This is a genomic window from bacterium, from assembly GCA_016703265.1.
In the GTDB taxonomy this organism is placed as follows: domain Bacteria; phylum Krumholzibacteriota; class Krumholzibacteriia; order LZORAL124-64-63; family LZORAL124-64-63; genus CAINDZ01.
In genome coordinates this window covers 250589-272194 of the sequence record JADJCK010000001.1, presented here as the reverse complement: position 1 = coordinate 272194, position 21606 = coordinate 250589, and the positions used below count along the sequence as shown (strand labels likewise).

Annotated in this window: 24 protein-coding genes and 4 tRNA genes; 14 read left to right on the top strand and 14 right to left on the bottom strand. The window is 68.4% G+C overall.

Translation table 11 applies throughout. From position 1 onward, the window contains the following. Positions 1 to 28: 28 nt before the first annotated feature. The 7 genes from IPG61_01275 (at position 29) to IPG61_01245 (ending at position 5561) form a co-directional block, all read left to right on the top strand. Positions 29 to 1510, top strand: coding sequence for a hypothetical protein (locus tag IPG61_01275; protein MBK6732729.1), 1482 nt, complete (start codon positions 29 to 31; stop codon positions 1508 to 1510). 38 nt (positions 1511 to 1548) lie between these two features. Further along, positions 1549 to 1624, top strand: a tRNA-Arg gene (locus IPG61_01270). A 22-nt stretch (positions 1625 to 1646) separates the two neighbouring features. Continuing rightward, entirely contained in the window at positions 1647 to 1841 is a 195-nt protein-coding gene (locus IPG61_01265; protein MBK6732728.1) for a hypothetical protein, read from the top strand. Further along, a complete protein-coding gene (locus IPG61_01260; protein ID MBK6732727.1) occupies positions 1807 to 2214 on the top strand; it encodes a hypothetical protein in 408 nt (135 codons plus the stop codon). Before IPG61_01265 ends, IPG61_01260 begins: the two co-directional genes overlap by 35 nt. Before the next feature lie 107 nt (positions 2215 to 2321). Next, the gene (locus IPG61_01255; GenBank protein ID MBK6732726.1) at positions 2322 to 3623 is read left to right on the top strand and encodes a nucleotide sugar dehydrogenase; all 1302 of its coding nucleotides are present in this window, start codon (positions 2322 to 2324) and stop codon (positions 3621 to 3623) included. A 22-nt stretch (positions 3624 to 3645) separates the two neighbouring features. After that, positions 3646 to 4602 carry an NAD-dependent epimerase/dehydratase family protein gene (locus IPG61_01250; GenBank protein MBK6732725.1) on the top strand — a complete coding sequence of 319 codons (957 nt, stop codon included), beginning with the start codon at positions 3646 to 3648 and terminating at the stop codon, positions 4600 to 4602. Positions 4603 to 4604: 2 nt separating this feature from the next. Continuing rightward, the gene (locus tag IPG61_01245) at positions 4605 to 5561 is read left to right on the top strand and encodes an SLBB domain-containing protein (GenBank protein MBK6732724.1); all 957 of its coding nucleotides are present in this window, start codon (positions 4605 to 4607) and stop codon (positions 5559 to 5561) included. A gap of 34 nt (positions 5562 to 5595) precedes the next feature. Here IPG61_01245 and IPG61_01240 read toward each other — a convergent pair whose 3' ends face one another. Next, positions 5596 to 6579, bottom strand: coding sequence for a flippase-like domain-containing protein (locus IPG61_01240; protein ID MBK6732723.1), 984 nt, complete (start codon positions 6577 to 6579; stop codon positions 5596 to 5598). Between the two features lie 410 nt (positions 6580 to 6989). Here IPG61_01240 and IPG61_01235 point away from each other — a divergent pair, with 410 nt between their 5' ends. From IPG61_01235 to trxA, 5 genes are all read left to right on the top strand, one after another. After that, positions 6990 to 7694 (top strand): sugar transferase, encoded by a 705-nt coding sequence (locus IPG61_01235; protein MBK6732722.1) that lies wholly within the window; start codon positions 6990 to 6992, stop codon positions 7692 to 7694. Between the two features lie 182 nt (positions 7695 to 7876). Beyond that, on the top strand, positions 7877 to 9277 hold the full coding sequence (locus tag IPG61_01230; GenBank protein ID MBK6732721.1) for a sigma-54-dependent Fis family transcriptional regulator: 1401 nt from the start codon (positions 7877 to 7879) through the stop codon (positions 9275 to 9277). Then, entirely contained in the window at positions 9274 to 9813 is a 540-nt protein-coding gene (locus tag IPG61_01225) for a hypothetical protein (protein MBK6732720.1), read from the top strand. Before IPG61_01230 ends, IPG61_01225 begins: the two co-directional genes overlap by 4 nt. Beyond that, positions 9814 to 10920 (top strand): DNA polymerase III subunit delta, encoded by a 1107-nt coding sequence (holA, locus tag IPG61_01220; GenBank protein ID MBK6732719.1) that lies wholly within the window; start codon positions 9814 to 9816, stop codon positions 10918 to 10920. Between the two features lie 3 nt (positions 10921 to 10923). Beyond that, positions 10924 to 11253, top strand: a complete 330-nt coding sequence (trxA, locus tag IPG61_01215) for a thioredoxin (protein MBK6732718.1) — start codon at positions 10924 to 10926, stop codon at positions 11251 to 11253. Between the two features lie 137 nt (positions 11254 to 11390). Here the strand turns inward: trxA and IPG61_01210 are convergent, their stop codons facing one another. Beyond that, positions 11391 to 11741, bottom strand: coding sequence for a hypothetical protein (locus IPG61_01210; protein ID MBK6732717.1), 351 nt, complete (start codon positions 11739 to 11741; stop codon positions 11391 to 11393). 79 nt (positions 11742 to 11820) lie between these two features. Here IPG61_01210 and IPG61_01205 point away from each other — a divergent pair, with 79 nt between their 5' ends. Together IPG61_01205 and IPG61_01200 are read left to right on the top strand one after the other, a co-directional pair. After that, a complete protein-coding gene (locus IPG61_01205; protein ID MBK6732716.1) occupies positions 11821 to 12240 on the top strand; it encodes a hypothetical protein in 420 nt (139 codons plus the stop codon). Positions 12241 to 12444: 204 nt separating this feature from the next. Further along, on the top strand, positions 12445 to 14100 hold the full coding sequence (locus tag IPG61_01200; GenBank protein ID MBK6732715.1) for a glycosyltransferase family 39 protein: 1656 nt from the start codon (positions 12445 to 12447) through the stop codon (positions 14098 to 14100). Between the two features lie 106 nt (positions 14101 to 14206). On the opposite strand, the gene IPG61_01195 is transcribed toward IPG61_01200, so the two are convergent. The 12 genes from IPG61_01195 to IPG61_01140 all read right to left on the bottom strand — a co-directional run bounded on the left by IPG61_01195 (position 14207) and on the right by IPG61_01140 (position 21598). After that, positions 14207 to 14283, bottom strand: a tRNA-Arg gene (locus IPG61_01195). 35 nt (positions 14284 to 14318) lie between these two features. Then, the gene (locus IPG61_01190; protein ID MBK6732714.1) at positions 14319 to 14846 is read right to left on the bottom strand and encodes an adenine phosphoribosyltransferase; all 528 of its coding nucleotides are present in this window, start codon (positions 14844 to 14846) and stop codon (positions 14319 to 14321) included. A 17-nt stretch (positions 14847 to 14863) separates the two neighbouring features. Beyond that, entirely contained in the window at positions 14864 to 15493 is a 630-nt protein-coding gene (locus tag IPG61_01185) for a LysM peptidoglycan-binding domain-containing M23 family metallopeptidase (protein MBK6732713.1), read from the bottom strand. Between the two features lie 26 nt (positions 15494 to 15519). Further along, positions 15520 to 15597, bottom strand: a tRNA-Pro gene (locus tag IPG61_01180). 36 nt (positions 15598 to 15633) lie between these two features. Continuing rightward, positions 15634 to 16122, bottom strand: coding sequence for a small multi-drug export protein (locus IPG61_01175; GenBank protein MBK6732712.1), 489 nt, complete (start codon positions 16120 to 16122; stop codon positions 15634 to 15636). After that, positions 16115 to 16861, bottom strand: coding sequence for a protein-L-isoaspartate(D-aspartate) O-methyltransferase (locus IPG61_01170; GenBank protein MBK6732711.1), 747 nt, complete (start codon positions 16859 to 16861; stop codon positions 16115 to 16117). Before IPG61_01170 ends, IPG61_01175 begins: the two co-directional genes overlap by 8 nt. After that, positions 16858 to 17655 carry a 5'/3'-nucleotidase SurE gene (gene surE, locus IPG61_01165; GenBank protein MBK6732710.1) on the bottom strand — a complete coding sequence of 266 codons (798 nt, stop codon included), beginning with the start codon at positions 17653 to 17655 and terminating at the stop codon, positions 16858 to 16860. Before surE ends, IPG61_01170 begins: the two co-directional genes overlap by 4 nt. Then, positions 17648 to 18373, bottom strand: a complete 726-nt coding sequence (locus IPG61_01160; protein ID MBK6732709.1) for a glycosyltransferase family 2 protein — start codon at positions 18371 to 18373, stop codon at positions 17648 to 17650. The genes surE and IPG61_01160 overlap by 8 nt, the downstream gene beginning before the upstream one ends. Positions 18374 to 18491: 118 nt before the next feature. Then, positions 18492 to 19127 (bottom strand): hypothetical protein, encoded by a 636-nt coding sequence (locus IPG61_01155; GenBank protein ID MBK6732708.1) that lies wholly within the window; start codon positions 19125 to 19127, stop codon positions 18492 to 18494. Between the two features lie 27 nt (positions 19128 to 19154). Then, a complete protein-coding gene (locus IPG61_01150) occupies positions 19155 to 20798 on the bottom strand; it encodes an SUMF1/EgtB/PvdO family nonheme iron enzyme (GenBank protein MBK6732707.1) in 1644 nt (547 codons plus the stop codon). Between the two features lie 180 nt (positions 20799 to 20978). Then, a tRNA-Pro gene (locus IPG61_01145) sits at positions 20979 to 21055 on the bottom strand. Between the two features lie 117 nt (positions 21056 to 21172). Next, positions 21173 to 21598, bottom strand: a complete 426-nt coding sequence (locus IPG61_01140) for a MerR family transcriptional regulator (GenBank protein MBK6732706.1) — start codon at positions 21596 to 21598, stop codon at positions 21173 to 21175. Between the last annotated feature and the right edge of the window lie 8 nt (positions 21599 to 21606).

The window sequence follows — 21606 nt, the reverse complement described above, 5'->3', positions numbered from 1 at the left end:
GGCCGCCTGCGCGGGGCTCGGTGTGCGCGTGGGCAGCGACGGCGTCCTCGTACTGCGCCGTGAACTGCGGCGCGAGGGCCGCGGGCGCGTGCTCATCAACGGGCTGGTGTCCTCGCAGGCGCTGCTCGAGGACATCGGCGGCCGGCTTGTCGCGATCCAGAGCCAGGACCAGCAGCGTCAGTTGGCGCGGCCTGCTTTTGCGCGTGAGTTCCTCGATGCCGCGCTCGGCCTCGACAGCGAGCTGGCAGCGGTGCGCGCGGCGGTGGCGGCGCACCAGGCAGCGGCCGCGGCGCTGGCCGGCCGGCAGCGCGAGGTCGACTTCGCGCGCAGGCAGCAGGAGATCTGGAGCTACCAGCACCGCGAACTGGTGGAGATGCGGCTTCGCGAAGGCGAAGCGGAACAGCTCGACGAGGACCTGGCCGTGGGGCGCAACGCGCGTGGGCTGCTGGAGGCGGCGGGGCGCGCGCTGCAGGACCTGAGCGACGGCCAGCCGGCTGCCGATGCCTTGCTGGGCTCGGCGGAGAAGGCCCTGGCACCGCTCGAGCAGACGAGTGCGCGGCTGGGCGCTGCCCTGCGCCTGGTGCGGGACGCCGAAGAGGCGGTCGGCGAGGCCGCCGCGGACCTGCGCCGGTTCGTTGACGGGCTGGACATCGACCCCACGCGCCTGGACGAGTGGGAAGAGCGGCGCGCGCAGTACCAGTCGCTGTGCCGCAAGTACCAGCGGGACGTGCCGGGCCTGATCGCGCTGCGCGAGGAACTGGCACAACAGCTGGATCGGCAGCGCAGTTCGGTGGACGACCTGCGCGTCCTCGAGGACGGGCTGAAGGCGGCCGCGGTGGAAGCCGCGACGGCCGCCGCGGCGCTTCGCCAGAGCCGGCGCGACGGGGCGCCGAACGTGGCACGGAGGGCCGCCGAGTTGATCCGGCCGCTCGCCCTGCCCGACCTGGAACTGCGCTTCGAGATCGAACCCGACCTCTACGCGTCTGGGCCCATCGAGCTGGACGGCAGCCGTTGCCGGCTGACCGGCAATGGCGCCGACCTCGTGCGCCTGCGCGTGCGCACGAATCGCGGCGAGGCGCCCGGCGAGGTGGGGGCCATCGCCTCGGGCGGCGAGCGGTCCCGCATCTGGCTGGGGCTGTCGGTGCTGGCCGACCGGCAGGCGGAACGGCCGCTCCTGCTCTTCGACGAGATCGACTCGGGGCTGGGCATGGACAATGCGCGACCGGTGGCGGCGCTCCTGGCCCGGCTGGCGGAGGGACGCCAGGTGATCTGCATCACCCACCTGGCCACCGTCGCGGTGAAGGGTGAAAGGCACTGGGTGGTACGCAAGGCCGCTCGCGGCCGCCGGACCGTGCTGGCGGTCACCGAGGTGACGGCGGAAGAACGCGTGCAGGAAGTGGCGCGGCTGCTCGGAGGCAGCGTCACCAGCGCCGGCCCGCCGGCGGCGCAGGTTGCCTACGCGCGCGAATTGCTGGCCAAACCGGCCACGAGCCCGGCAACGGGCATTTGACTGTCGGGGCCGCAAGCCCCATTATACGGCACCAAGGTGCGCCCGTAGCTCAGTGGATAGAGCGTCTGCCTCCGGAGCAGAAGGCCGTGAGTTCGAGTCTCGCCGGGCGTACCACTCCAACCCTGCGTCGTGAGTCATGATCACCCTTCTGTTGCGCGTTTTCCTGTTCCTGGCCGTGCTGATGTTCGCCCGTGGCATTTACCGCGCCTGGCGCGTGGAATCGTCCCGCGGACGTGAGCGCCGGCAGGCGGCCGAGTCCGGCCGGTACACCAACCTGTCGGACCAGGATGTCAGCGATGCTGATTTCGAAGAGATCCCCAAGGACAAGTGAACGGTTCCCCGGTCGCTTCGGCGACGGTGCGCCGGGCGACTTCCCGTTGCGCCAGTACCTGCGCCTGCGCGAGGACCTCAGCGTGCGCACCGTGCACGCCGTCTTGACGGCCATGTTATTTATTTTGATTATCGTATTCGGCAAGACGTTCGACAGCCTGTTCCGCATCCACGGGGCCGGCCTTAACCCGTGGTACCGGCGTGGGGTGGTGGTCCTGGTCGTCATCTTCGCCCTTTCGGTCTCGCGCCGTTTATATTATAAATTGGTGGAAATGCGTCAGATACGACGAGAGATGAGCGAATTGCGAGCGGGCTTCCGTCATGCGGGGGATGACGACGGGACGCCCGACCCGGAAAGTCGTCACGGCGGTTAAGTCCGCACCGGAACTGCCGATAGATCGAGTCAGCAAAACAATCGCCCGGCCGACGCGGATCCCGCGGCGCCGGGCGGAACCGTGCCTTACCGTCCAAGAGGTGTCCCATGCAGCAGGCTCTTATCCAGAAACTGCAGAACCGCAAGGCGCGCCTGAGCGTGCTGGGCCTCGGCTATGTCGGCCTGCCCCTGGCCGTCGCCTACGCCAAGGCCGGATTTGAAGTTGTCGGCTTCGACCTGTCGGCCGAGAAGGTCGAACAGGTCAACCGGAAGCGCAGCTACATCATCGACATCAGCGATGCCGAGCTGGCCGAGACGGTCAAGCCGGGCGGGCTGCGCGCGACGACGGACTTCTCCGAGCTCGCGAACGTCGACGCCGTGAACATCTGCGTGCCGACACCGCTGAGCAAGACGCGCGACCCGGACATCTCGTACATCCAGTCCGCCGTGGCGTCCATTTCGGCCGGGATGCATCCGGGCATGCTCGTGATCCTGGAGAGCACGACTTACCCGGGCACCACCGAGGAAGTCATCCTGCCGATCCTCTCGAAGGACGGCCTGCAGGTGGGCAAGGACTTCTTCCTGGCGTTCTCGCCGGAGCGGGTCGACCCGGGCAACGCGCAGTACACGACGATCAACATCCCGAAGGTCGTGGGTGGCGTGACGCCGGCCTGCACCGAAGTGGCGAAGACGCTTTACAGCCAGGTGATGAACAAGGTCGTGCCCGTGTCGTCGGTGCGCGTGGCCGAGACGGTCAAGCTGCTGGAAAACACCTTCCGCAGCGTGAATATCGCCATGGTCAACGAGCTGGCGCTGATGTGCTCGGCCATGGACATCGACGTCTGGGAAGTGATCGCCGGCGCCTCGACCAAGCCCTTCGGCTTCATGCCGTTCTACCCGGGCCCGGGTCTCGGCGGCCATTGCATCCCCATCGACCCGTTCTACCTGTCCTGGAAGGCCAAGCAGTACGGGTCCGAGGCGCGCTTCATCGAGCTGGCCGGCCAGGTCAACGGCGCCATGCCGAAGCACGTCGTGAACCTGACTGCGCTCGCGCTCAACGGTCGCAAGAAGGCGATCAACGGCAGCCGCGTGCTGGTCGTGGGCGTAGCGTACAAGCCGGCCATCGACGACATCCGCGAGTCGCCCGCGCTCGACATCATCGAGCTGCTGAACAAGGCGGGCGCCGAGGTGTCGTGGTACGACCCGCACGTGCCGGCGCTGCCGGCGGGCATCCACGGCAAGCAGCTGACGGACTGGTCGAAGGCCGGCCTGGCCGGCTACGACGTGGCGGTCATCGTCACGCCGCACCCGTCCGTGGATCACAAGGTTCTGCTCGGCGCCGGGCCGCTGGTCGTCGACACCCGCAACGCCCTGAAGGGCGAGCGGCATCCCGACCTGACGCGGCTCTAGGCGAGCGGGAGGACACGCAATAATGACCCGATACCTGGTGACAGGCGGCGCGGGCTTCATCGGTTCGCATGTGGCCCGGGCGCTCGCCGCCGCCGGTCACGAGGTGGTGGTCCTCGACAACCTGTCGACGGGCCGGCGCGAGAACCTTGACGGCGCGACCGGCAATCTCGAGCTGGTGATCGGCAGCATCACCGACCTGGACACGGTCGAGCGCTGCTGCCGCGGCGTAGACTGCGTCTTCCACCAGGCGGCGTTGCCGAGCGTGCCGCGCAGCGTGGTCGATCCGCTGGCCAGCAACGAACACAACGTGGGCGGCACGCTGCGCGTGTTCTGGGGCGCGCATCGGCAGGGCGTGCGTCGCGTTGTGTTCGCGGCCAGCAGCTCGGTGTACGGCGACACTGTCGAACTGCCCAAGCACGAGGGAATGCCGCTGCGGCCGATGTCGCCGTACGCGGTGAACAAGTGCGTGGGCGAGATGTACGGCGCCGTCTTCAACAACCTCTATGGCCTGAGCACGATCGGCCTGCGCTACTTCAATGTCTTCGGGCCGCGCCAGGACCCGGAGAGCCAGTACGCAGCCATAATGCCGAAGTTCATCACCGCGTTTCTCGAGGACCGGGCGCCGGTGATCCACGGCGACGGCTCGCAGTCGCGCGACTTCACGTTCATCGACAACGTCGTCGAGGCGAACGTGGCGGCCTGCGCGGCGCCGGCCACCGCCGGCGGGCGTTCGTACAACATCGCGCTGGGTGGCCGCATCTCGGTGACCGACCTCTGCCTCAGGATCAGGGACCTGGTGGGCTCGCAGGTGGATCCCACCTACGACGCCGCGCGGGCCGGCGACGTCAAGCACTCCCAGGCCGATGTGAAGCTGGCGCGCGAGCATCTCGGCTATATTGGCCAGGTGGATCTGGAAGAGGGATTGCGCCGTACCGTGGAATGGTACCGTGCGCAGGCCCTCGGCGGCGGAAAGGCGTGACGATGAGGATGCGTACGACTGAGGGACGCCGGGCACTGGCGCTGGCCATGCTGGCGATGATGGCGCTGGCTGCGAGCGGTGCGGGCGCCCAGACGGCCGCGGCGGGAATCCGCCCGGGCGAAGTGCTGCAGATGGTGATCCCGGGACGCCCGGACCTGGACCGCGCCCTGGTGGTCGCGGGCGACGGCACCGTGGATATCCCGCAGGTGGGCGAAGTGCGGCTGACCGGGCTCACGCTCGGCGAGGCCGGCGTGCTGCTCAAGCAGCGCCTGCGGCTCATCGCACCGACGCTCGACTCCGTCGAACTGACCCGGACCGAGGCGGCGACCTTCCGTGTCTATGTCATCGGCCAGGTGGGCCACCCGGGCGTGCACGAGTTCACGACCCATCCCACGGTGTGGGACGTGATGCGGGCCGCGGGCGGGCCGCTGCGCGCAGCCGACCTGCGCGAAGCGCGCGTCATCCGCGAGGTGGACGGCACCCCCAGCACGATTCCCATGGACCTGTCCGGCATGCTCGAGGGCGAGGGCTTCCCGACCGGGACCCTGCAGGACGGGGACACGCTGGTGATCCCGACGTTGCCGGACGGCGTGTCGGGCGTGCCTTCGAACCGCGGCGTGAAGGTGTTCGGCGGCGTGGCGGTGCCTTCGGTGGTGCCCGTCGACGGTCCCACACGGCTGATGGACGTCCTCATGCTGGCCGGTGCGCCGGTCGTCGATGCAAACACCAAGAAGATCTGGTGGGTGCATTCCGGCAGCGGCAGCGACGAGGCCCAGCAGGTGAACCTGCGCCTGTTCCTGGAGAAGGGCGACCTGGCGGGCAACCCGCTGATCCATCCCGGGGACACGGTGCAGGTGATGATGTCGCGCCCGGGCAAGCTGCAGACGAGCCTGGCCTTCCTGCTGGGAACGGCCGCGACGGTCGCGGCGGTCTATGTGGCGCTGAACCAGGGTAACTAGACCGCGGCCATCGCGGGGAAAATCTGCGGGCGGCTCAGCGGACGGCTGGGCCGCCCGCCTCGTTTCGCGTCTCGAGCAGCAGGCGCCTCGACGGCCCCCAGAACGCCAGGCCGACCGCCACGGCCAGCCAGAGCGTGAAGATGCGGATGATCAGGGCCGCCGCCCCGGCCGTCGCACTGGGCACGGCGAGGCGTCCCAGCAGCCAGACGATGGTGGCCTCGGTGCCGCCCAGGCCGCCGGGCAGGAAGCTGAGCGAGCCCACCAGCGTACCGGCGGCGTAGACGAAGCAGGCCTGGCCGAGCGGCACGTCAAGGCCCAGGCCACTGCAGACTAGCCACAAACCTGCGCATTCGCAGGCCCAGGCCGCGGTCGACAGGGCAACGGCCCAGGCCGCCTCGGCTGGTCCCAGCAGGCGCCCCAGGGTATGGGTGGCGCCCTGCAGGCCTTCGCGGTGGCGGGCCAGCTGCGGTCGGGCGGCCAGCCGGGCCAGCAGGCGGTCACGCACGGGCCGCACCTGGAACAGCGCCAGCAGCACCGGCACGGCAGCGGCGGCGACCAGGCCGCCCGTCAGGCCGACCAGGGGCCCCGGCCAGAAGGTCAGCCCCACCGCGGCCAGGAGCAGCACCCCGAGGAAGTCGTAAATCCGCTCGGCCAGGACAATGGGCACGCCGCGGGCCAGGGGCACGGCGAAGCGCTCGCGCAGCAGGCCGGCCTTGAAAACCTCGCCGATCTTGCCGGGCGTGATCACCATCAGGTACGACGAGAAATAGAGAATGAGTGACGAAGGCAGGCCGATGCGGATGCCCAGGCGGCGCAGGAAGATCTCCCACCGCAGGAATCGCAGCAGATAGTTGCCCAGCGAGAGGCCGGCCAGCGGCGCCAGCAGGTGGCCGGGGAAGGCGCCCAGGTGGTCCCGAAGGTCGTCCCAGCCGATGATGGCGGCGCCGACCACGTAGATGACCGCGGTCGCTGCGACCACGAGGAAGGTGCGGGCGATCCATTGGCGGGGCGGACGCACGGGGCTGTCGCCTTTCCATTCCACAAAACCCATTGACGACACGTGACTTACAGAACCCGTCAATTATGTGGGATACCGTGCCCGGAAGCAACCGGTAAGCCAATTCGGGCCATCGGGACCCGGGATACAATAAATAAAATCATTGTTGCCAACCTGACTCCCAAGGTTTACAATGATCAAGTCGAGAAAAAGCGATCTGGTCCGGGACCGGGGGGCCCTGGCCGAAAGTTCGGGTCGCTTTCACACTATCCAGCTTCGGCATCCACGGATGGCGCCGAGAGCGCACAACGGTGAATACCATGTCAAACAGGCCGATGGGTGGAGGCGACGACATCGCACAGCTGGGGGCCACCGCAATGGTGGCGGGTCCCGGTGCTGCGGCGGCTCTGTCAGCTCCCTTGACCAGTGCGATGCCCGGCGAAGGACTCGCCGCGGTCCCCGCCTATTCCGGCACGCTGCGGCTGCCGAGTTCCGTGTTCCTGGTCGCCAAGCGCGGCTTCGATGTCAGCGTGGCCCTGCTGGGCCTGGGCGTCTTCGGCCTCGTGCTGCCGCTGCTGGCCCTGATCATCAAGCTCGATTCGCCCGGCCCGGTGTTCTTCGCGCAGGAGCGCGTGGGCATCAATCGCCGGCGCACGCGCGCGGCGCACGACGGGCCGGACCGCCGCAAGGTGCTGCAGCCCGGTCGCCCCTTCCGCGTGATCAAGTTGCGCTCGATGGGCGTGCAGGCCGAGGCCGGCGGTCCCCAGTGGGCCACCAAGAACGATGTGCGTGTCACGCGCGTCGGCAAGTTCCTGCGCAAGACGCGCCTCGATGAAGTGCCGCAGTTCCTGAACGTGCTGCGCGGCGAGATGAGCATCATCGGCCCGCGCCCGGAGCGCCTGGTGTTCGTGCGGCAGCTGGAGAAGGAGATTCCCTTCTACCGCGACCGCCTGCTGATGCTGCCCGGCATCACCGGCCTGGCGCAGGTCATCAACGGCTACGACGACGGGATCGAGTCGGTGCGGCGCAAGATCGAGCTGGACCGGCAGTACATCCACTCGGCGGGCTTCATCCAGGAATTCAAGATCCTCCTGGCGACCGTGAGCGTGGTGCTGAAGGGCGAGGGCGCGCGCTAAGCCAGGGTCGAGGCGGAAAATCAGGGACCGCGCTTCGGCGCGGTCCCTTTTTCATGCGCCGGCATCGCCGCAGTCCGATTTCCGTTGCCCTTGCCTGACCCGGGCGGCGGATGCATAATGCCCCTGTGCGGGCGCCCTGAGCGCGCCCCGGAATCCGACCCGTGAACTCCCGCAAGGACCGCATGAAGCCCCTCATCCTGGTCATCGATGACGAAGAGGCGATCCGCCTGTTCCTGGAGTCGACGCTCGAGGACGAGGGGTACGAGGTGCGCACGGCCGCCTCGGGCGGCGAGGGTCTGAGCGAGGCGTTCGCCCGCGTGCCGGACCTGGTCCTGCTGGACCTGATGCTGCCGGACATGAGCGGGCTGCAGGTGCTCGGCACGCTCAAGGAAAAGCTGCCCCACCTGTGCGTCATCATGCTGACCGCCTACCGCGAGGCGGACTCCGCCGTCAAGGCGATGAAGCTCGAGGCCTTCGATTACGCGACCAAGCCCATCCAGCTGAAGAGCCTGATCTCGGTCGTCAGCAAGGGGCTTGAGGCCACGGCCGATGCGCGCGACCGCTACCGTCGCCTGACGCAGAGCGACCTGTTCGGGGGCATCGACGACGTGGTGCCGAGCCAGTCGCCGGCGATGATCGACGTCTACGACACGGTGCGGCGGATCTCGGCGGGCGGCGGCAGCACGGTGCTCATCGACGGCGAGTCGGGCGTGGGCAAGGACGTGGTGGCCAACCTGATCCACCGCACGTCGCCCCGGCGCGATTTCCCGTTCCTGGACGTCAACTGCGCGGCCCTGCCCGAGAACCTGCTCGAGAGCGAGCTCTTCGGCCACGAGAAGGGCGCCTTCACCGACGCCGTGGCCCAGAAGCTGGGCCTGCTGGAACTGGCCAACGGTGGTACGCTGTTCCTGGACGAGATCGGTGAGATGGCGCTCACGGTGCAGGTGAAGCTGCTGCGGGTGCTGGAGAAGATGGTCTTCCGCCGGGTGGGTGGCCTGCAGGATGTCGGGGTCGACGTGCGCATCGTGGCGGCCACGAACCGCAACCTCGCATCGCAAGTGAAGGCAGGGACTTTCCGCGAAGATCTCTACTATCGCCTTAACGTGGTGCGGCTGTCCGTGCCGCCCCTTCGTGCGCGGTCCGAGGACATCCTGCCGCTGGCCGAGTTCTTCCTGGGCAAGTTCAGCAGTCGCTTCAAGAAGAACTTCAAGCGATTTGACGATGAGACGGCCCGGCAACTGGTTGCGTATCATTGGCCCGGCAATATCCGGGAGCTGCGCAACGTGATCGAGCGCGCGGTCCTGCTCGAAGAGGGGATCTCGCTGACGGCAGCGCAACTGCGCCTGGGCAGCGAGCCGGACGCCGGCGGCAACGACCTGCCGGCGGCATTGAACGATGTCCTGACCGGTCCCTGGCCGGAAGACGGTGTGGACCTGGAGCAGATCGTAGCGCAATTCGAGGAAGCGCTGGTGCGGCGGGCCTTTGCTGCCGCCAACGGCAACCAGAGCCTGGCCGCGCGCCTGTTGAGGCTGAATCGCGACAAGTTCCGCTATCGGCTGCGGCAGTACGGGATACGGTCATGAACGGCTATGCACACATCGCAAGGCGCAGCCTGCGGCCCGCGGTAATCATGGTCCTGCTCGCAGCCGCGCTGTGGGCTGTGGCCGGGTGCGGCGTCTACACCGCCAGCAGCGGGCGCGTCGAGGAAGACCGCAAGCGCGTGTTTGTGGCGTTCCTGGAGAACGACACGCCCGAGGCGAACATCGGCGTGGAATTGACCGATGCCATCGTGCGGTCGCTGCAGGAGGACAACACGCTGAAGGTGGTGGGCGAGGAGGTGGCCGATTCGGTCATCACCGGCAAGGTGACACGCTACCTGCTGCGCGAGATGGCCACCCGTCCCGACCTGACGGTGAACGAGTACCAGGTGCAGATCGCCGTGTCGCTGACGTTCACGATCAAGAAGACGAACGAGACCATCTTCGAACGGCGTACCTTCAACGGCTCGGGGAACTACGTCTTGAACGATCCGCAGGGCACCACCGAGCAGTCGGCGCGCGCCGAGGCGGCGGCCGAGATCGTGCGCGATATCCTCGCGCAGGTCGTGGAGGACTGGTAGATGGCGCAGCGCCCAGGACAGCGCTCAGGACAACGCTCAGGGCGCGGAGAAACGGCTGATCCCGGTTTCCAGGACCTCGTGCGCGAGGACCTGAAGACCGGGAAGTTCCGCCCGGTCTATCTCCTGGCCGGCGAGGACATCCTGCGCGTCGAGGGCGTGGTTGAGAAGATACGCAAGGATGCGCTCGGAGAGAGCGGCGCCGCCTTCAATTACCACGTCTTCCGCGGCGACCAGACCCCCATCGCCCGCGTCATCCAGCAGGCGCTCGCGCTGCCGATGCTCGGCAAGCTGCAGGTCATCTGGCTGAAGCACGCCGAGCAGTGCGTGGGCGATGCCGACGGCGCTGCCGCCGTCGAGAAGTACCTGGCGCGGCCGGTGCCCGAGACCATCCTCATCATGTCGTCGGACAAGGCGGACAAGCGCAAGCGTTGGGTGAAGCTGTGCCAGTCAGAAGGCTGGTACTTCGACTTTTCGCCGCCCACCGGCGACGCCCTCATGCAGTGGGTCCTGAAGGCCGCGCAGAAGGAAAGCCTGCCGCTGGCGCCGGACCAGGCGCGCCTGCTCGTCGAGCTGGTCGGCGGCGACCTGATGAGCCTCAAGAGCGAAATCGACAAGCTGGCCCTCATGTGCGAGGACCGCGGCCGCGCGCTGTCCGCCGACGAACTCGGCGAGATCATCATGGACCAGGCCGCGCTCGAGGGTTACGAGATCACCGCGGCGCTGGAGCCCGGGCGCGCCGCCGAGGTCCTCCGCACCTGGTTCCGGCTGGCGGAGTGGGGGCGCAGCGCCCATGAGATAGCCCCCCTGCTCCTGGCCCGTATCCGCAAGGGGGCCCTCCTGGCCGCCTGCCGCGACGAAGGGCTGCGCGACGGCGAAATAGCCTCGCTCAGCGCCCAGAACCCCTACAGTTTCCGCTTCCTGGAACCCATGGTCCGCGGAATGGGCCTCGAAGGCCTGTCGCGCGGACTGGAAATCGCCTTGGACGCCGATCGCCGGTTGAAGGGCTCGCCGCTCAAGCCGGAGCTCGTCGTCGAGAAAACCATCCTCGAGTTGTGCCGCGAACCGGACGGTCGACGCCCGGCGGCGGCACGTCCCCGAAAGGACTGAACGATGTCGACCACGCTGCGCGAATTCACCGACGCCGATTTCATGTCATCCGTGATGCACAACCCGCAGCCGGTGCTCGTCGATTTCTGGGCGCCGTGGTGCGGACCCTGCAAGGCGCTGACGCCGACCATCGAGAAACTCGCCGGCGAGTTCGCGGGCCGGGTCATCGTCGGCAAGATGGACATCCAGGCCCAGCCGCAGGCCGCCGGCGAACTGGGCATCCGGAGCATCCCGGCGCTGCTGTTCTTCAAGGGCGGGCGCGTGGTCGATTCGTTGATGGGCGTCGTGAACGAGGGCAAGATCCGCGACAAGCTGGAGGAACTGGCGGGCTGATCGCGGCGCTTTCCGCTTTGGGGCCCTTGATTGCTACTTAACATAATATACATTATGCGCAATTATTGAAGCGAGTCAGGCAAGGCGCTGGGAAACGGCGCCTTGCGTGCCTTCAGGCTGCGGCGGAAATTGCTGGTTCAGGACCCGAACGGGATCCGCTCGGCCAGCTCGTCGAGGTACGGCACGCGCCAGGTCTCCCCGAACAGCGCGCGCGTGAAGCCCATCACCGAGACGCCGAGGATGGCGACGAAGAACGCCAGCCTCAGGATGATGACGACCAGGAAGCCGAGCAGCGGGATGCGGCCGATGGTGCCGTCGATGATGAGGATGAAGAGGGCCCCCACGACCTCGACGAAGAGCAGGGCGAACCCCTGCCGGCAGTGGCGGTTGAGGAAGGGGCTGCGGCTGGTGCTGAGCATGGGCACCAGCACCAGGAACGACAGGTAGCAGATGGCGCTGAGCCAGCGGTCGCGGACCGGGATTTCCATGCGAGTCCCCCTGTGGTTCCGAGCGTCGCGACTCCAATGTAATGCGGCGCAGGCCGTACGCAAAGGCCCGGAGGTCGGCATGTTCGGCAGGAAAAGCAGCGCGGAACGATCGCGGAAGACCTCGGCCTGGGAAGGCGTGGATTACCTCGACCTGGTGCCGCGGCGGGTGGTGGAGGCCGCGCCCGCGGAGGCGGGCGGGACGGTGGCGCTGCTGGTCCCCCGCTATCGCGATGCGATCTGGGGGCGCCTCCTCCAGCCCCGTCTCGGTCCCGGCAAGCGGTTTGTGCGGGTGCCGCTTGAGGCGCGCGGCGCCGCCGTGTGGAACGCGACGGATGGCCGGCGGACGGTGCGCGACCTGGTTCCGTTCGTGAACGCCGTGGCGCCGGACGACAGCGAGGACCTGCCGCGCCGGGTCTGCCTGTTCGTTCAGGCCATGGTGGACAACGGTTTCATTGCCGTGGAGCTGCCGGGTGCCGGCGGTAGCGGCTCCCGCGACTGAGAATCGACCCGAATCGGATTTGGCATCCCCTTGTCGATATTTGATTTGCAATTAGGGCAATTGACTTCCCATTCCACTGTGTCATGATACCCCGTCATTCGCTGGCCGGGCTGCGGCCCAGGCGCGCGCGACCCCACACATGGTTGATGAGACGGTCCGCGGAGGCAATGCCGCGGCGTGCCAGGAGGTGAACGCCGAGCCGCCATGCTACAGTTCGCCTTGGATATCATCATCTTCTTTGCCCGGAACATGGTGGCCGCGTTTGCCCTGTTCTTCGGCGTGTGGCTGCTCGCCGGGCGGCGCCTGGACCTGTCGGGGCTGCGCCTGCGACCGGCCATCGTCTGGACGTTGTCGCTCGCCCTGGTGACGGTGTTCGCCGGCATCGCCGCCTGGTACGTGGGGCTGGAGGGCTTCGCGGGCGAGGTGGAGCCGGTGATCTCCACCCTGTCGTGGCTGGTCAGCCACGGTCACCCCCTCTACACGCCCTTCGACGCCGCCGAGCGCTACAGCGTCCTCTACGGTCCTTCCGTGTTCCTGACCAACGGCCTGTTCCTGAAGCTGCTCGGGCCGTCGCTGGTGTCGGTGAAGCTGGCTTCGGCGATCGCCGCGGTGGGCAGCCTGGTGCTGCTGTACGCGGCCATGGCGCGCCGCCGGCGCGACACCATGGCGGTGGCTCTGACGGCCGGCGCGGCGATGTATTTCTGGGCCCAGGGCTTCTCGGTGGCCGTGGTGCGCCCGGACGCGCTGATGTTGTTCGCACTGGCGCTGGGGCTGTACGGGGCGGCGCGCCTGCGGCTGCCGCTGGCGGTGCTGGTCGTCGCCGTGACCGCCGGCTTCGGCGTCAACCTGAAGCTGCACGGCATCCTCTATTTCGTGCCGGTGATGGCGGTGCTGGCGACGCGGTTCGGTCGCCGCGCCACCGTGACCTCGCTGCTCGGCGCCGGCCTGGTGGCGGCCCTGCCGTTCGCATTCAACGACCAGGTCTCGCTGGTGAACTACCTGGCCTGGGTGCGCAACGCCTCCCACCACGGCCTGTCCACCGAGTTCCTCTCGCTCGACCTCGGCTATGCCGCGGCGCTGGTGCTGCCGCTGGGCCTGGTGCTGGCGGTGGGCGGCTGGCGGCGCTGGCAGGGCACGCCCGAGGGCACGCTGCTGCTCTCGCTGGTGGCGGTGCTGCCGGCAACGCTGGTCCTGGCCTCGAAGCCGGGCGCCGGCATGGTGCACCTGATGCCGCTGGCCCTGCCGACGATCTACGTGCTGGGACGCCTGCTGCACCGCCTGCAGGACGTGGGCTTCGACTGGCGTCCGCGCACGCGCCAGGGCGCTCTGGTGGCCTTCGCGCTGACGCTGCTGCTGGCCGGCAGCGTGAACGAGTACCGCGCCGTGCGCCTGCTCGACTGGCAGTCGCGCCAGCTGCCCGACCTGGCCGACGACGTGCGTTCGATCATGAACGACTACGACGGCCTGTCCCTGGCCATGGCCTGCGGCGGCGAGAACAAGGCCTTCCTCAGCACGTGGCCGCGCGCCCTGCTCGCCTTCAGCGACAACCCGGTGCTGCTGGACCCGATCTCGGTGATGGATTCGTCGCTGTCGGGCCGCGACCTCTCCTCCTCCACCTACGACGCTATCCGCGAAGGCCGCATCTCGGTCTGGCTGGTCCCGCGTGGCCAGCGCCCGTTCCGCAAGGTGAACTGGTACGCCCCCACCTGCCGATCTTCCCCGACGACTTCGTCGAGCACTTCGAGAAGTACTATTCGCCGCGCGCGAAGTCGCGGTATTTCGATTTGTGGTTCTGGAACGGATTGCCGGGCGTGGCGGTGTTGCGCGGTGGCGGGGGTGCTGCGGAGGAATTGTTGGTGAGGTAGGAGCGGCGCCGGTACGAATGGTATGAATGTCTGCACATCGAAGCGCGAACTGTGACGAAACGACGATATTGAAAGCTGGGGCCAAGTGGCCCGATGGTGAGTGGTACCCCCGACAGGATTCGAACCTGCGGCCCCCAGATTAGGAATCTGGTGCTCTATCCAACTGAGCTACGGGGGCACCGAATCGATGGGCGCCGGCCCAATAATGGCCGGTCAGCCGAACCGCACAAGGGAAAACACCGGCGCCTCGACGAGCAGCTTTTCCCGCCCGGCCAGGAAATCCAACTCCACCAGGAACAGGAATCCGGCCACCGTGGCGCCCGCCTCGCGCACCAGTTGGGCGGCGGCCAGCGCGGTGCCGCCGGTGGCCAGCAGGTCGTCGACGATGACGATGCGTTCGCCGGCATGGAAGCTGTCGAGGTGGGCCTCGATGGTGGCGGTGCCGTACTCCAGGGCGTAGGTCACGGCGCGCGTGGCGGCGGGCAGCTTGCCGGCCTTGCGCACGAGCGACAGCGGCAGGCCCAGCTGCAGGGCCAGCGGGCCGCCGAACACGAAGCCGCGCGACTCGATGGCCGCCAGGCGATCGCAGGGCGCCGCTGCCAGCAGGCCGCGCAGGCCGTCGACGGCCGCAGCGTAGGCGGCCGGGTTCTCCAGCACGGGCGTGATGTCCTTGAACAGGATGCCGGGCTTGGGAAAGTCGGGCACGTCGCGAATCACCTGCCGCAGATCGATCGCCTTCATGCGCTGGCCTCCCCTGCCTACTTGAGCAGGCGGTCGGGAGCGACCGCCTTGTCGTTGCTCCGCAGCTCCACATGAAGGTGCGGTTCCTCGGATGCGGACTCGGGCGCGGCCGTGGCGCCGAGGACATCGCCCCGCAGCACGATCTGGCCGGGTTGCGCCGCGAGCGAGGCGGCGTCGAGCGGGGCCAGCACCGAGGTGTAGCTGCCGCCGTGCTCGAGAATGACCACGATGCCGACGCCGTCCATGGCCCCGGCGTGGCGCACGATGCCGCTGGCCGGCGCCGTGACCTTCGTGCCGGCGGCGCAGGCGATATCGGCGCCCGTGCTCGGCAGCACCAGCTTGCCCTGCTGGTAATTGCCGAAGGGGCGCACCGTGCGGCCGCCCTTGGGCAGCGGGCGGCTCCAGCGGACATCGCCGGGCTTGAGTCCCTTGAAGGCGTCGGGTACCGAGAGGTCCTGGCCGACATGGATCACGTCGCTCTTGAGGCCGTTGCTGCGCCTGAGGTGCGCCACGGTGGTGCCCAGCTTCCTGGCGACGAGCGACAGGCTGTCGCCCTTGCGCACCGTGTAGCGGGGCGTCTCCTGCGCGAGGGCCACAGCGACGCAGCAAGTGATGGCCAGGGCGAGGACAACCGCGCCCGGCTTCAAGTGCAATCTCGGCAAACGGGATGAAGTGGTCGGGGCGGAGAGATTTGAACTCTCGACCTCCTGCTCCCGAAGCAGGCGCGCTAACCGGGCTGCGCTACGCCCCGACCGAGGCAAACGGCTCTGATCTGCGCTCGTATGTCCTAGTGCCATAACGAGATGACCCCTGCGGACACGAGGCTGACCACGACGCCGGCGATCAGGACGCCAAGAATGATACACGGCAGGGCCAACCGCAAGGGGAGTTTGAACAGGTAGGCGGCAATGGCCCCGGTCCAGGCGCCGGTCATGGGCAGGGGAATCGCCACGAACAGGGTCAGCCCGATGCTTTCGTAGCGGCGGATGAGGTCGCTCTTGGCCTCGGTGCGCCTGAACAGCCAGGTGAAGAAACGGTCCATGGTGCGGAAGCGGCGCAGGCGGCGCTCGGCCGGGCCCAGCAGGACCAGGATGGGCAGGACGGGCACGCAGTTGCCGGCCACGGCCAGCAGCCAGATGGTCAGGCCATTGGTCATTCCCAGCGCGTAGCCGGCTGGGATGGCCCCGCGCAGCTCGAAGATGGGCAGCATCGCGATCAGGAAGACGGCCAGCGGTGGCGGCAGGCTGCCGAGGGCGGCAAGGATGTCTTCACGCATGGGAGCTCCCGTGGTCGTGGCCTGGGTTGGTGTCGGTGTCGGTGCCTGTTTCGGTGACAGCGTCGGGCGGCGTCTCTTCAGCCGGCGTCTCTTCAGTTGGCGTCTCTTGCACGCCCGGCAGCAGCGGCACGAAGCGGCACGAGACCGAGCGCTCGATCACCACTTCCTGCCCGCGGCGCTGGTACCGGTAGAGGATCTGCTCGCGGCCCTTGTCGACCGGCAGCAGAAGGTAGCCTCCTTCGGCCAGCTGGGCCACCAGCGCCGAAGGCAGGTGCGGCGCGCAGGCCGTCACGACGATGGCGTCGTACGGCGCCAGGTCGGGCGCGCCCTCGCGGCCGTCGGCGGCGCGCACCTCGACATTCGCATAGCCGAGGTCGGCCAGCAACTGTCCGGCGCGGCGCGCCAGCGGGGCCACGCGCTCGACGGTGACCACTTCGCGGCACAGCGTGCCCAGCACCGCGGCCTGGTACCCGGAGCCGGTGCCGATCTCGAGCACGCGCTCGTGCCCCTGCAGGCCGAGCAGGCAGCTCATGAGGCCGACGGTGAACGGCTTGCTGATGGTCTGGCCGAACCCGATCGGCAGGGCGCAGTCCTGGTGCGCGCGGTGGTGCAGCAACGCCGGCACGAAGCGGTGACGCGGCACGGCCTCCATGGCGCGCAGCACCCGGCGGTCGTCGAGGCCCGCGTCGGCCAGCTGCTCGCGCACCATGCGGCGGCGGGCGACGGCGAAGTCGTTCATCGGGCGCCGTCCCCCGGGGCCGGCGGCAGGCCGTCGCGCTCGAGGCCTTTCATCTCCTGGTGCAGCCCGTAGTGCGTCAGGTCGACGATGAGCGGCGTCAGCGAGACGAACCCCTCCTCCACCGCCGCGTAGTCGGTGCCCTGGTCGCGGCTCCAGGTGGGGCCCTGGCCCCCGATCCAGAAGTACGGCTTGCCGTGCGGGTCCACCTGGTCGGTGATCACGTTCTGGTAGACGCGATTGCCCAGGCGCGTGACGCGGATGCCGCGGATGCCTTCGATGGGCCCGTCGGGAATGTTTACGTTCAGCAGCGAGCCGCGCCGGAGCGGAAACGCGATGATCTCCGGCAGGCAGCGTCGCAGGAACTCGCGCGCGCCGCTGAAGTCGGTCGGGTGCCAGGCCGCGAGCGAGAACGCATAGCTGGGGATGCCGAACATGGTGCCTTCCATCGCTGCCGCGACGGTGCCCGAGTAGATCACGTCCTCGCCCATGTTCGGCCCGTGGTTGATGCCGCTCATCACGTAGTCGGGCGGGTCGGCGCGCAGGATCTTCTCCATGGCCACGAGCACCGTGTCGGTGGGCGTGCCGGTGACGGCGTAGCGGCCCGGCCCGTGCTCGATGATGCGCAGCGGCGACGTCAGCGTCAGGCTGTGGCTGCTGGCGCTCTGCTGGTCGTGCGGCGCCACCACGGTGATGCGGAAGCAGCCGAGCGAACGCACCGCGTCCTCGAGCACGCCGATGCCGTGGGCGTTGATGCCGTCGTCGTTGGAGATCAGGATGTGCTTCTGCTCAGCCATGGTTGCCCGTTCGCGTTGGTTCATCGATGGCGGAGCCGCGCGCGCGATCCCGCGTGAAGGCCAGCAGCGCCACCAGGCGCAGGAAGCGGCCCGTGTCCACCAGCGGCCGGATCGAACTGACCTGGTCGCCGTACACCGTGCTGATGGGCACGGCCCCGATGCGCGCGCCGCCGCGCGCCAGGCGCACCAGGATCTCGCTCTCGGCGTCGTAGCGCGTGGTCCGCAGGCGCAGGCCGCGCAGCTTCGCCACACGATACAGCCGGTAGCCGCTCTGCGAATCGGGAATCGTGCAGCCGGCCAGCCCGCTGATCACCCGGCTCGTGGTGATGTTCGTCCACTTGCGCAGCCAGGGCATGTTCGAGGTACTGGCCATGCGCGTGCCGACCAGCGCGTCCCACTCTTCGGTAGCTGCGGCGTCGAGGAACGCCTGCATCTCCCCCGGCAGGTGCTGGCCGTCGCTGTCGAGGGTGAAGACCCAGTCGAGGCCCTGCTCCTCCGCCCAGGCATATCCCGTTCGTAACGCCATCCCCTTGCCGAGGTTCCGGGGGTGGGCGATGACGTGGGCGCCCTCAAGCCGCGCGGTCTCGGCGGTGGTGTCGGAACTGCCGTCATCGACCACCAGGACGCTGACCTGCGGCTGGGCCCGGCGGATGTCGCCGATGACCTGCGGCAGGAAGCGCGCGGCGTTGAGCGCGGGAAGGATGGCGCCGACTTTCATGGGGCGTGTGCTGCTTCCAGGCCTGTCAGGGGTTCGATAGGACGTGAACGCAGAGACTAGCCTGCCGGGGCGGCGGGCGCAAGGGTGGCCGGCATGGGGCCTGCGGCCGGGCGGCCGGCTACCTCCAGGTGGCCTTCAGGCTGCCCCAGCTGATGGGCCCGGTGCCGACGACGCCGGTCCAGGACACGAGGTCATTGACGGGGCCGAGCTGGTGATGCAGCCACAGGGTGCGCGTCCAGTCGCGCCAGGGCTCGTCGGCACAGGTCAGCGTCAGGCGGACCACGATGACGTCGAAGACGCCGGCCGGTACCGTGCAGGTTTCCGGTCCGATCACCTCGCCTGCGAGCGTGACCTGAACCGGCGTCGCCTGCGGATCCCACGGAACGATGCCGGCGCTGCTGCTCCACTGGCGGCCGGTCTCCAGCGGGAAATCGAGATACTTCAGGGGAGCATCATAGGTCGTGATATCGGGGTCGGGCATGGCCGGCCCGCTGATGCCGAGGGACAGGTAACCGACATCGCCTTCGGCATCGACCTGGAAGACCTGCGACTCGCAGCCCCACGGTGCGCCGCCCATGCACAAGCTCCGGCTGAAGGCGGACGCCGTCGGCCCGTCGCCGATGACCACCGTGCCGTACGTGTATGCGAACGTGGGCCCGGCCTCGGACGGGAACCAGGGAACGGCGCGCACCGAACCCGGCGCAGCGGCCATTCCGACACACAGCAATGCGGTTATCGCGAAACGGGACGACATGGCGACCATTCTCCTTGTTGGGCGGGGTTACCGGGAACCGCCGGCCTCCGCTGTCTGCACCATCCTGAAGCCCGCGGAACCCGAGCCCCAGGCCCGTGCTGCCGAACGACAGGTGCGGGCGTAGCTGTACCAGTTGCCTCCGCGCACGACGTGTGCGGCCGCCGCCGGCACGCCCACCGGATCGCTGACATCGCCCTCATAGGGACCCATCCAGTCGTGGCACATCTCGGCCACGTTGCCGTGCATGTCATACAGTCCCCAGGCGTTCGGATGCTTCCGCGCCACCGACGTGATGTACGAACCGTTGCCACAGTACCAGCCCAGGGCATCCAGGCCCGTGTCGAGCGGCGCACAGTCGGGTTGCGTGAGTGGCCCGTTCGCCAGTGCGGTGGTGCTTCCCGCACGACAGGCGTACTCCCATTCCGCCTCGGTCGGCAGGCGGTAACCGGCGGCGCCGTAGGGACCAGTGCCGATGCACTGCCAGGTGGCGTGGTCGTAGGTGCGCGGCAGGCCCTGCCGGAGATTGAGCCAGTCGCAGCTGGCGGCGGCGGCCCTCCAGGTCAGGTACGTGACAGGGTGCTCCGGATACGGGCATGTGAAGACGCCATCGTTGAGCGTGAAGCCGAAGTGCTCGATGGGAAGCAGAACCGACCCGGAATCGTCGAGATTGTCGATCAGTCCGTCGGCGGTTTCCGATACATGGCCCTGATCAAAGGCCCACTGCAACAGGTCACGGTACTGCCGCGAGGTCATTTCGGTGGCTTGCATCCGGTAGTCGCGGGTCAACGTGACGAGGTGTTCCGTCTCGAAGGCCTCGCGGCCTGGTTCGTCGTCGGGACTTCCCATGCGGAACGTACCGGCAGGTATGTCCACGAACAGGCCCTGGGCGAACGTGTCGGTGGTTGCCGCGACCAGAGCCGACAACCCCGACCAGTTCCCGGCCTCGTCGCGCGTCCGCAGGGCGAAGTGGTGGGTGCTCGCCTCCCCCAGGCCGGCAACCTGGCAGGTCTGGACGGTGCCGCTGACGGCGGGAACAGGCACCGTGGCGACGGACACGGCGGCATCCCAGTTATCCGCAGTGATGGGTTGCACGGCGCGGCGCAGGTCATACGCCGTGGCGGTGCCGGCGGAGCCGTCGTCGCCGGGCGCGGTCCAGGCGATGGTGATGCTGACGGTGGTCGTCGCAGCCGCCACAAGTTCGCTGACCGCCGCGGGCGCCATGGTGTCGGGCGCCGCCACCGTGGCCGCCGCGAGCGCGTCCGAGAGCGCGGACCAGTTGCCGGCTTCGTCGCATGTGCGCAGCGCGAAATGGTAGGTGGTGCCGATGGTCAGCCCCGTGACGTTGCACGACTCGACCGTGCCGGCGATGCCCGGCACCGGCTCGCCCTCGACGCGTGTGGCTGCGTCCCAGTTGGAGGTCAGCACCGGCTGGGTCGCATATCGCAGGTCATAGGCGGCCGATGTGCCGAGGAGACCGTCGTCGCCGGGGGCCGACCAGGTCAGCGCGACGCTCGTCGTGGTGGTGGCGCCCAGGACCAGCGTACTGGCCGCAGGGGGCACGATGTCGCGCGCCGGATCGGTCGGCGCACTGTCCTGGCAGCCCCCCATGGCGGCAGCCAGAAACGAGGCCACGGCCAGGGCCAGGGCCGGGTTCACCTGTCGGATTGCCACGTCTCTCCACATGCCTTGCAGATCCGGAATACCGATGCCCGCATGACAATATGATACGATCATGAGGATGGAAGTTCAATGGAGTCGGCCATCCACCGCCTGCGGGTCACGGGCGCGGCTGGACGGCAAAAACGAAAACGAGCTGCCCGGCAAGGCAACCCGTTGCATCCGTGAGAAAAGTGGTCGGGACGGCGAGATTTGAACTCGCGACCCCTTGCCCCCCATGCAAGTGCGCTACCGGGCTGCGCTACGTCCCGACCGAGAGGTTCCGCGTGCCGGCCCGAAGCCGGCGGGGGTTCGCAGGAGGGGACAATCTAATACGGCGTCCGGGCGCGGACAAGGACCAATCCCCCGTGCGCGCACGGCCCCGCGACTCAGGCCTTGCCGGCCATCTTCTTGAGCGGCGCGGCCTTGGGCTGCTTCAATTGGCGCACGACTTCCAGGATCTCCTGCAACTCCGCGCGCACGAAGGCCAGGCGCTGCTCGGCGTCCATGGCCTCGAAGCCCATGGCCATCTGGGCCGGCTGGTTCGGGGCCGCTTCGGCGGCCTTCTCCTGGCGCAGGGCCTTGCGGGCGCCGGCGATCTTGAAGCCCTGGACGTAGAGCAGTTCCTTGATCGCCAGGACGCTCTCGATGTCCGACTGGCGGTACCGGCGGCTGCCGGCACGGGTCTTCTTGGGGTGCAGCGAGGGGAATTCCGATTCCCAGTAGCGCAGCACGTGCGCCTTGACGCCGCTGATGGCGGCGACCTCGCTGATCGAGTAGTAGAGTTTCTTCGGATAGTCCATCGGCGCGGCCATGTCCCGGA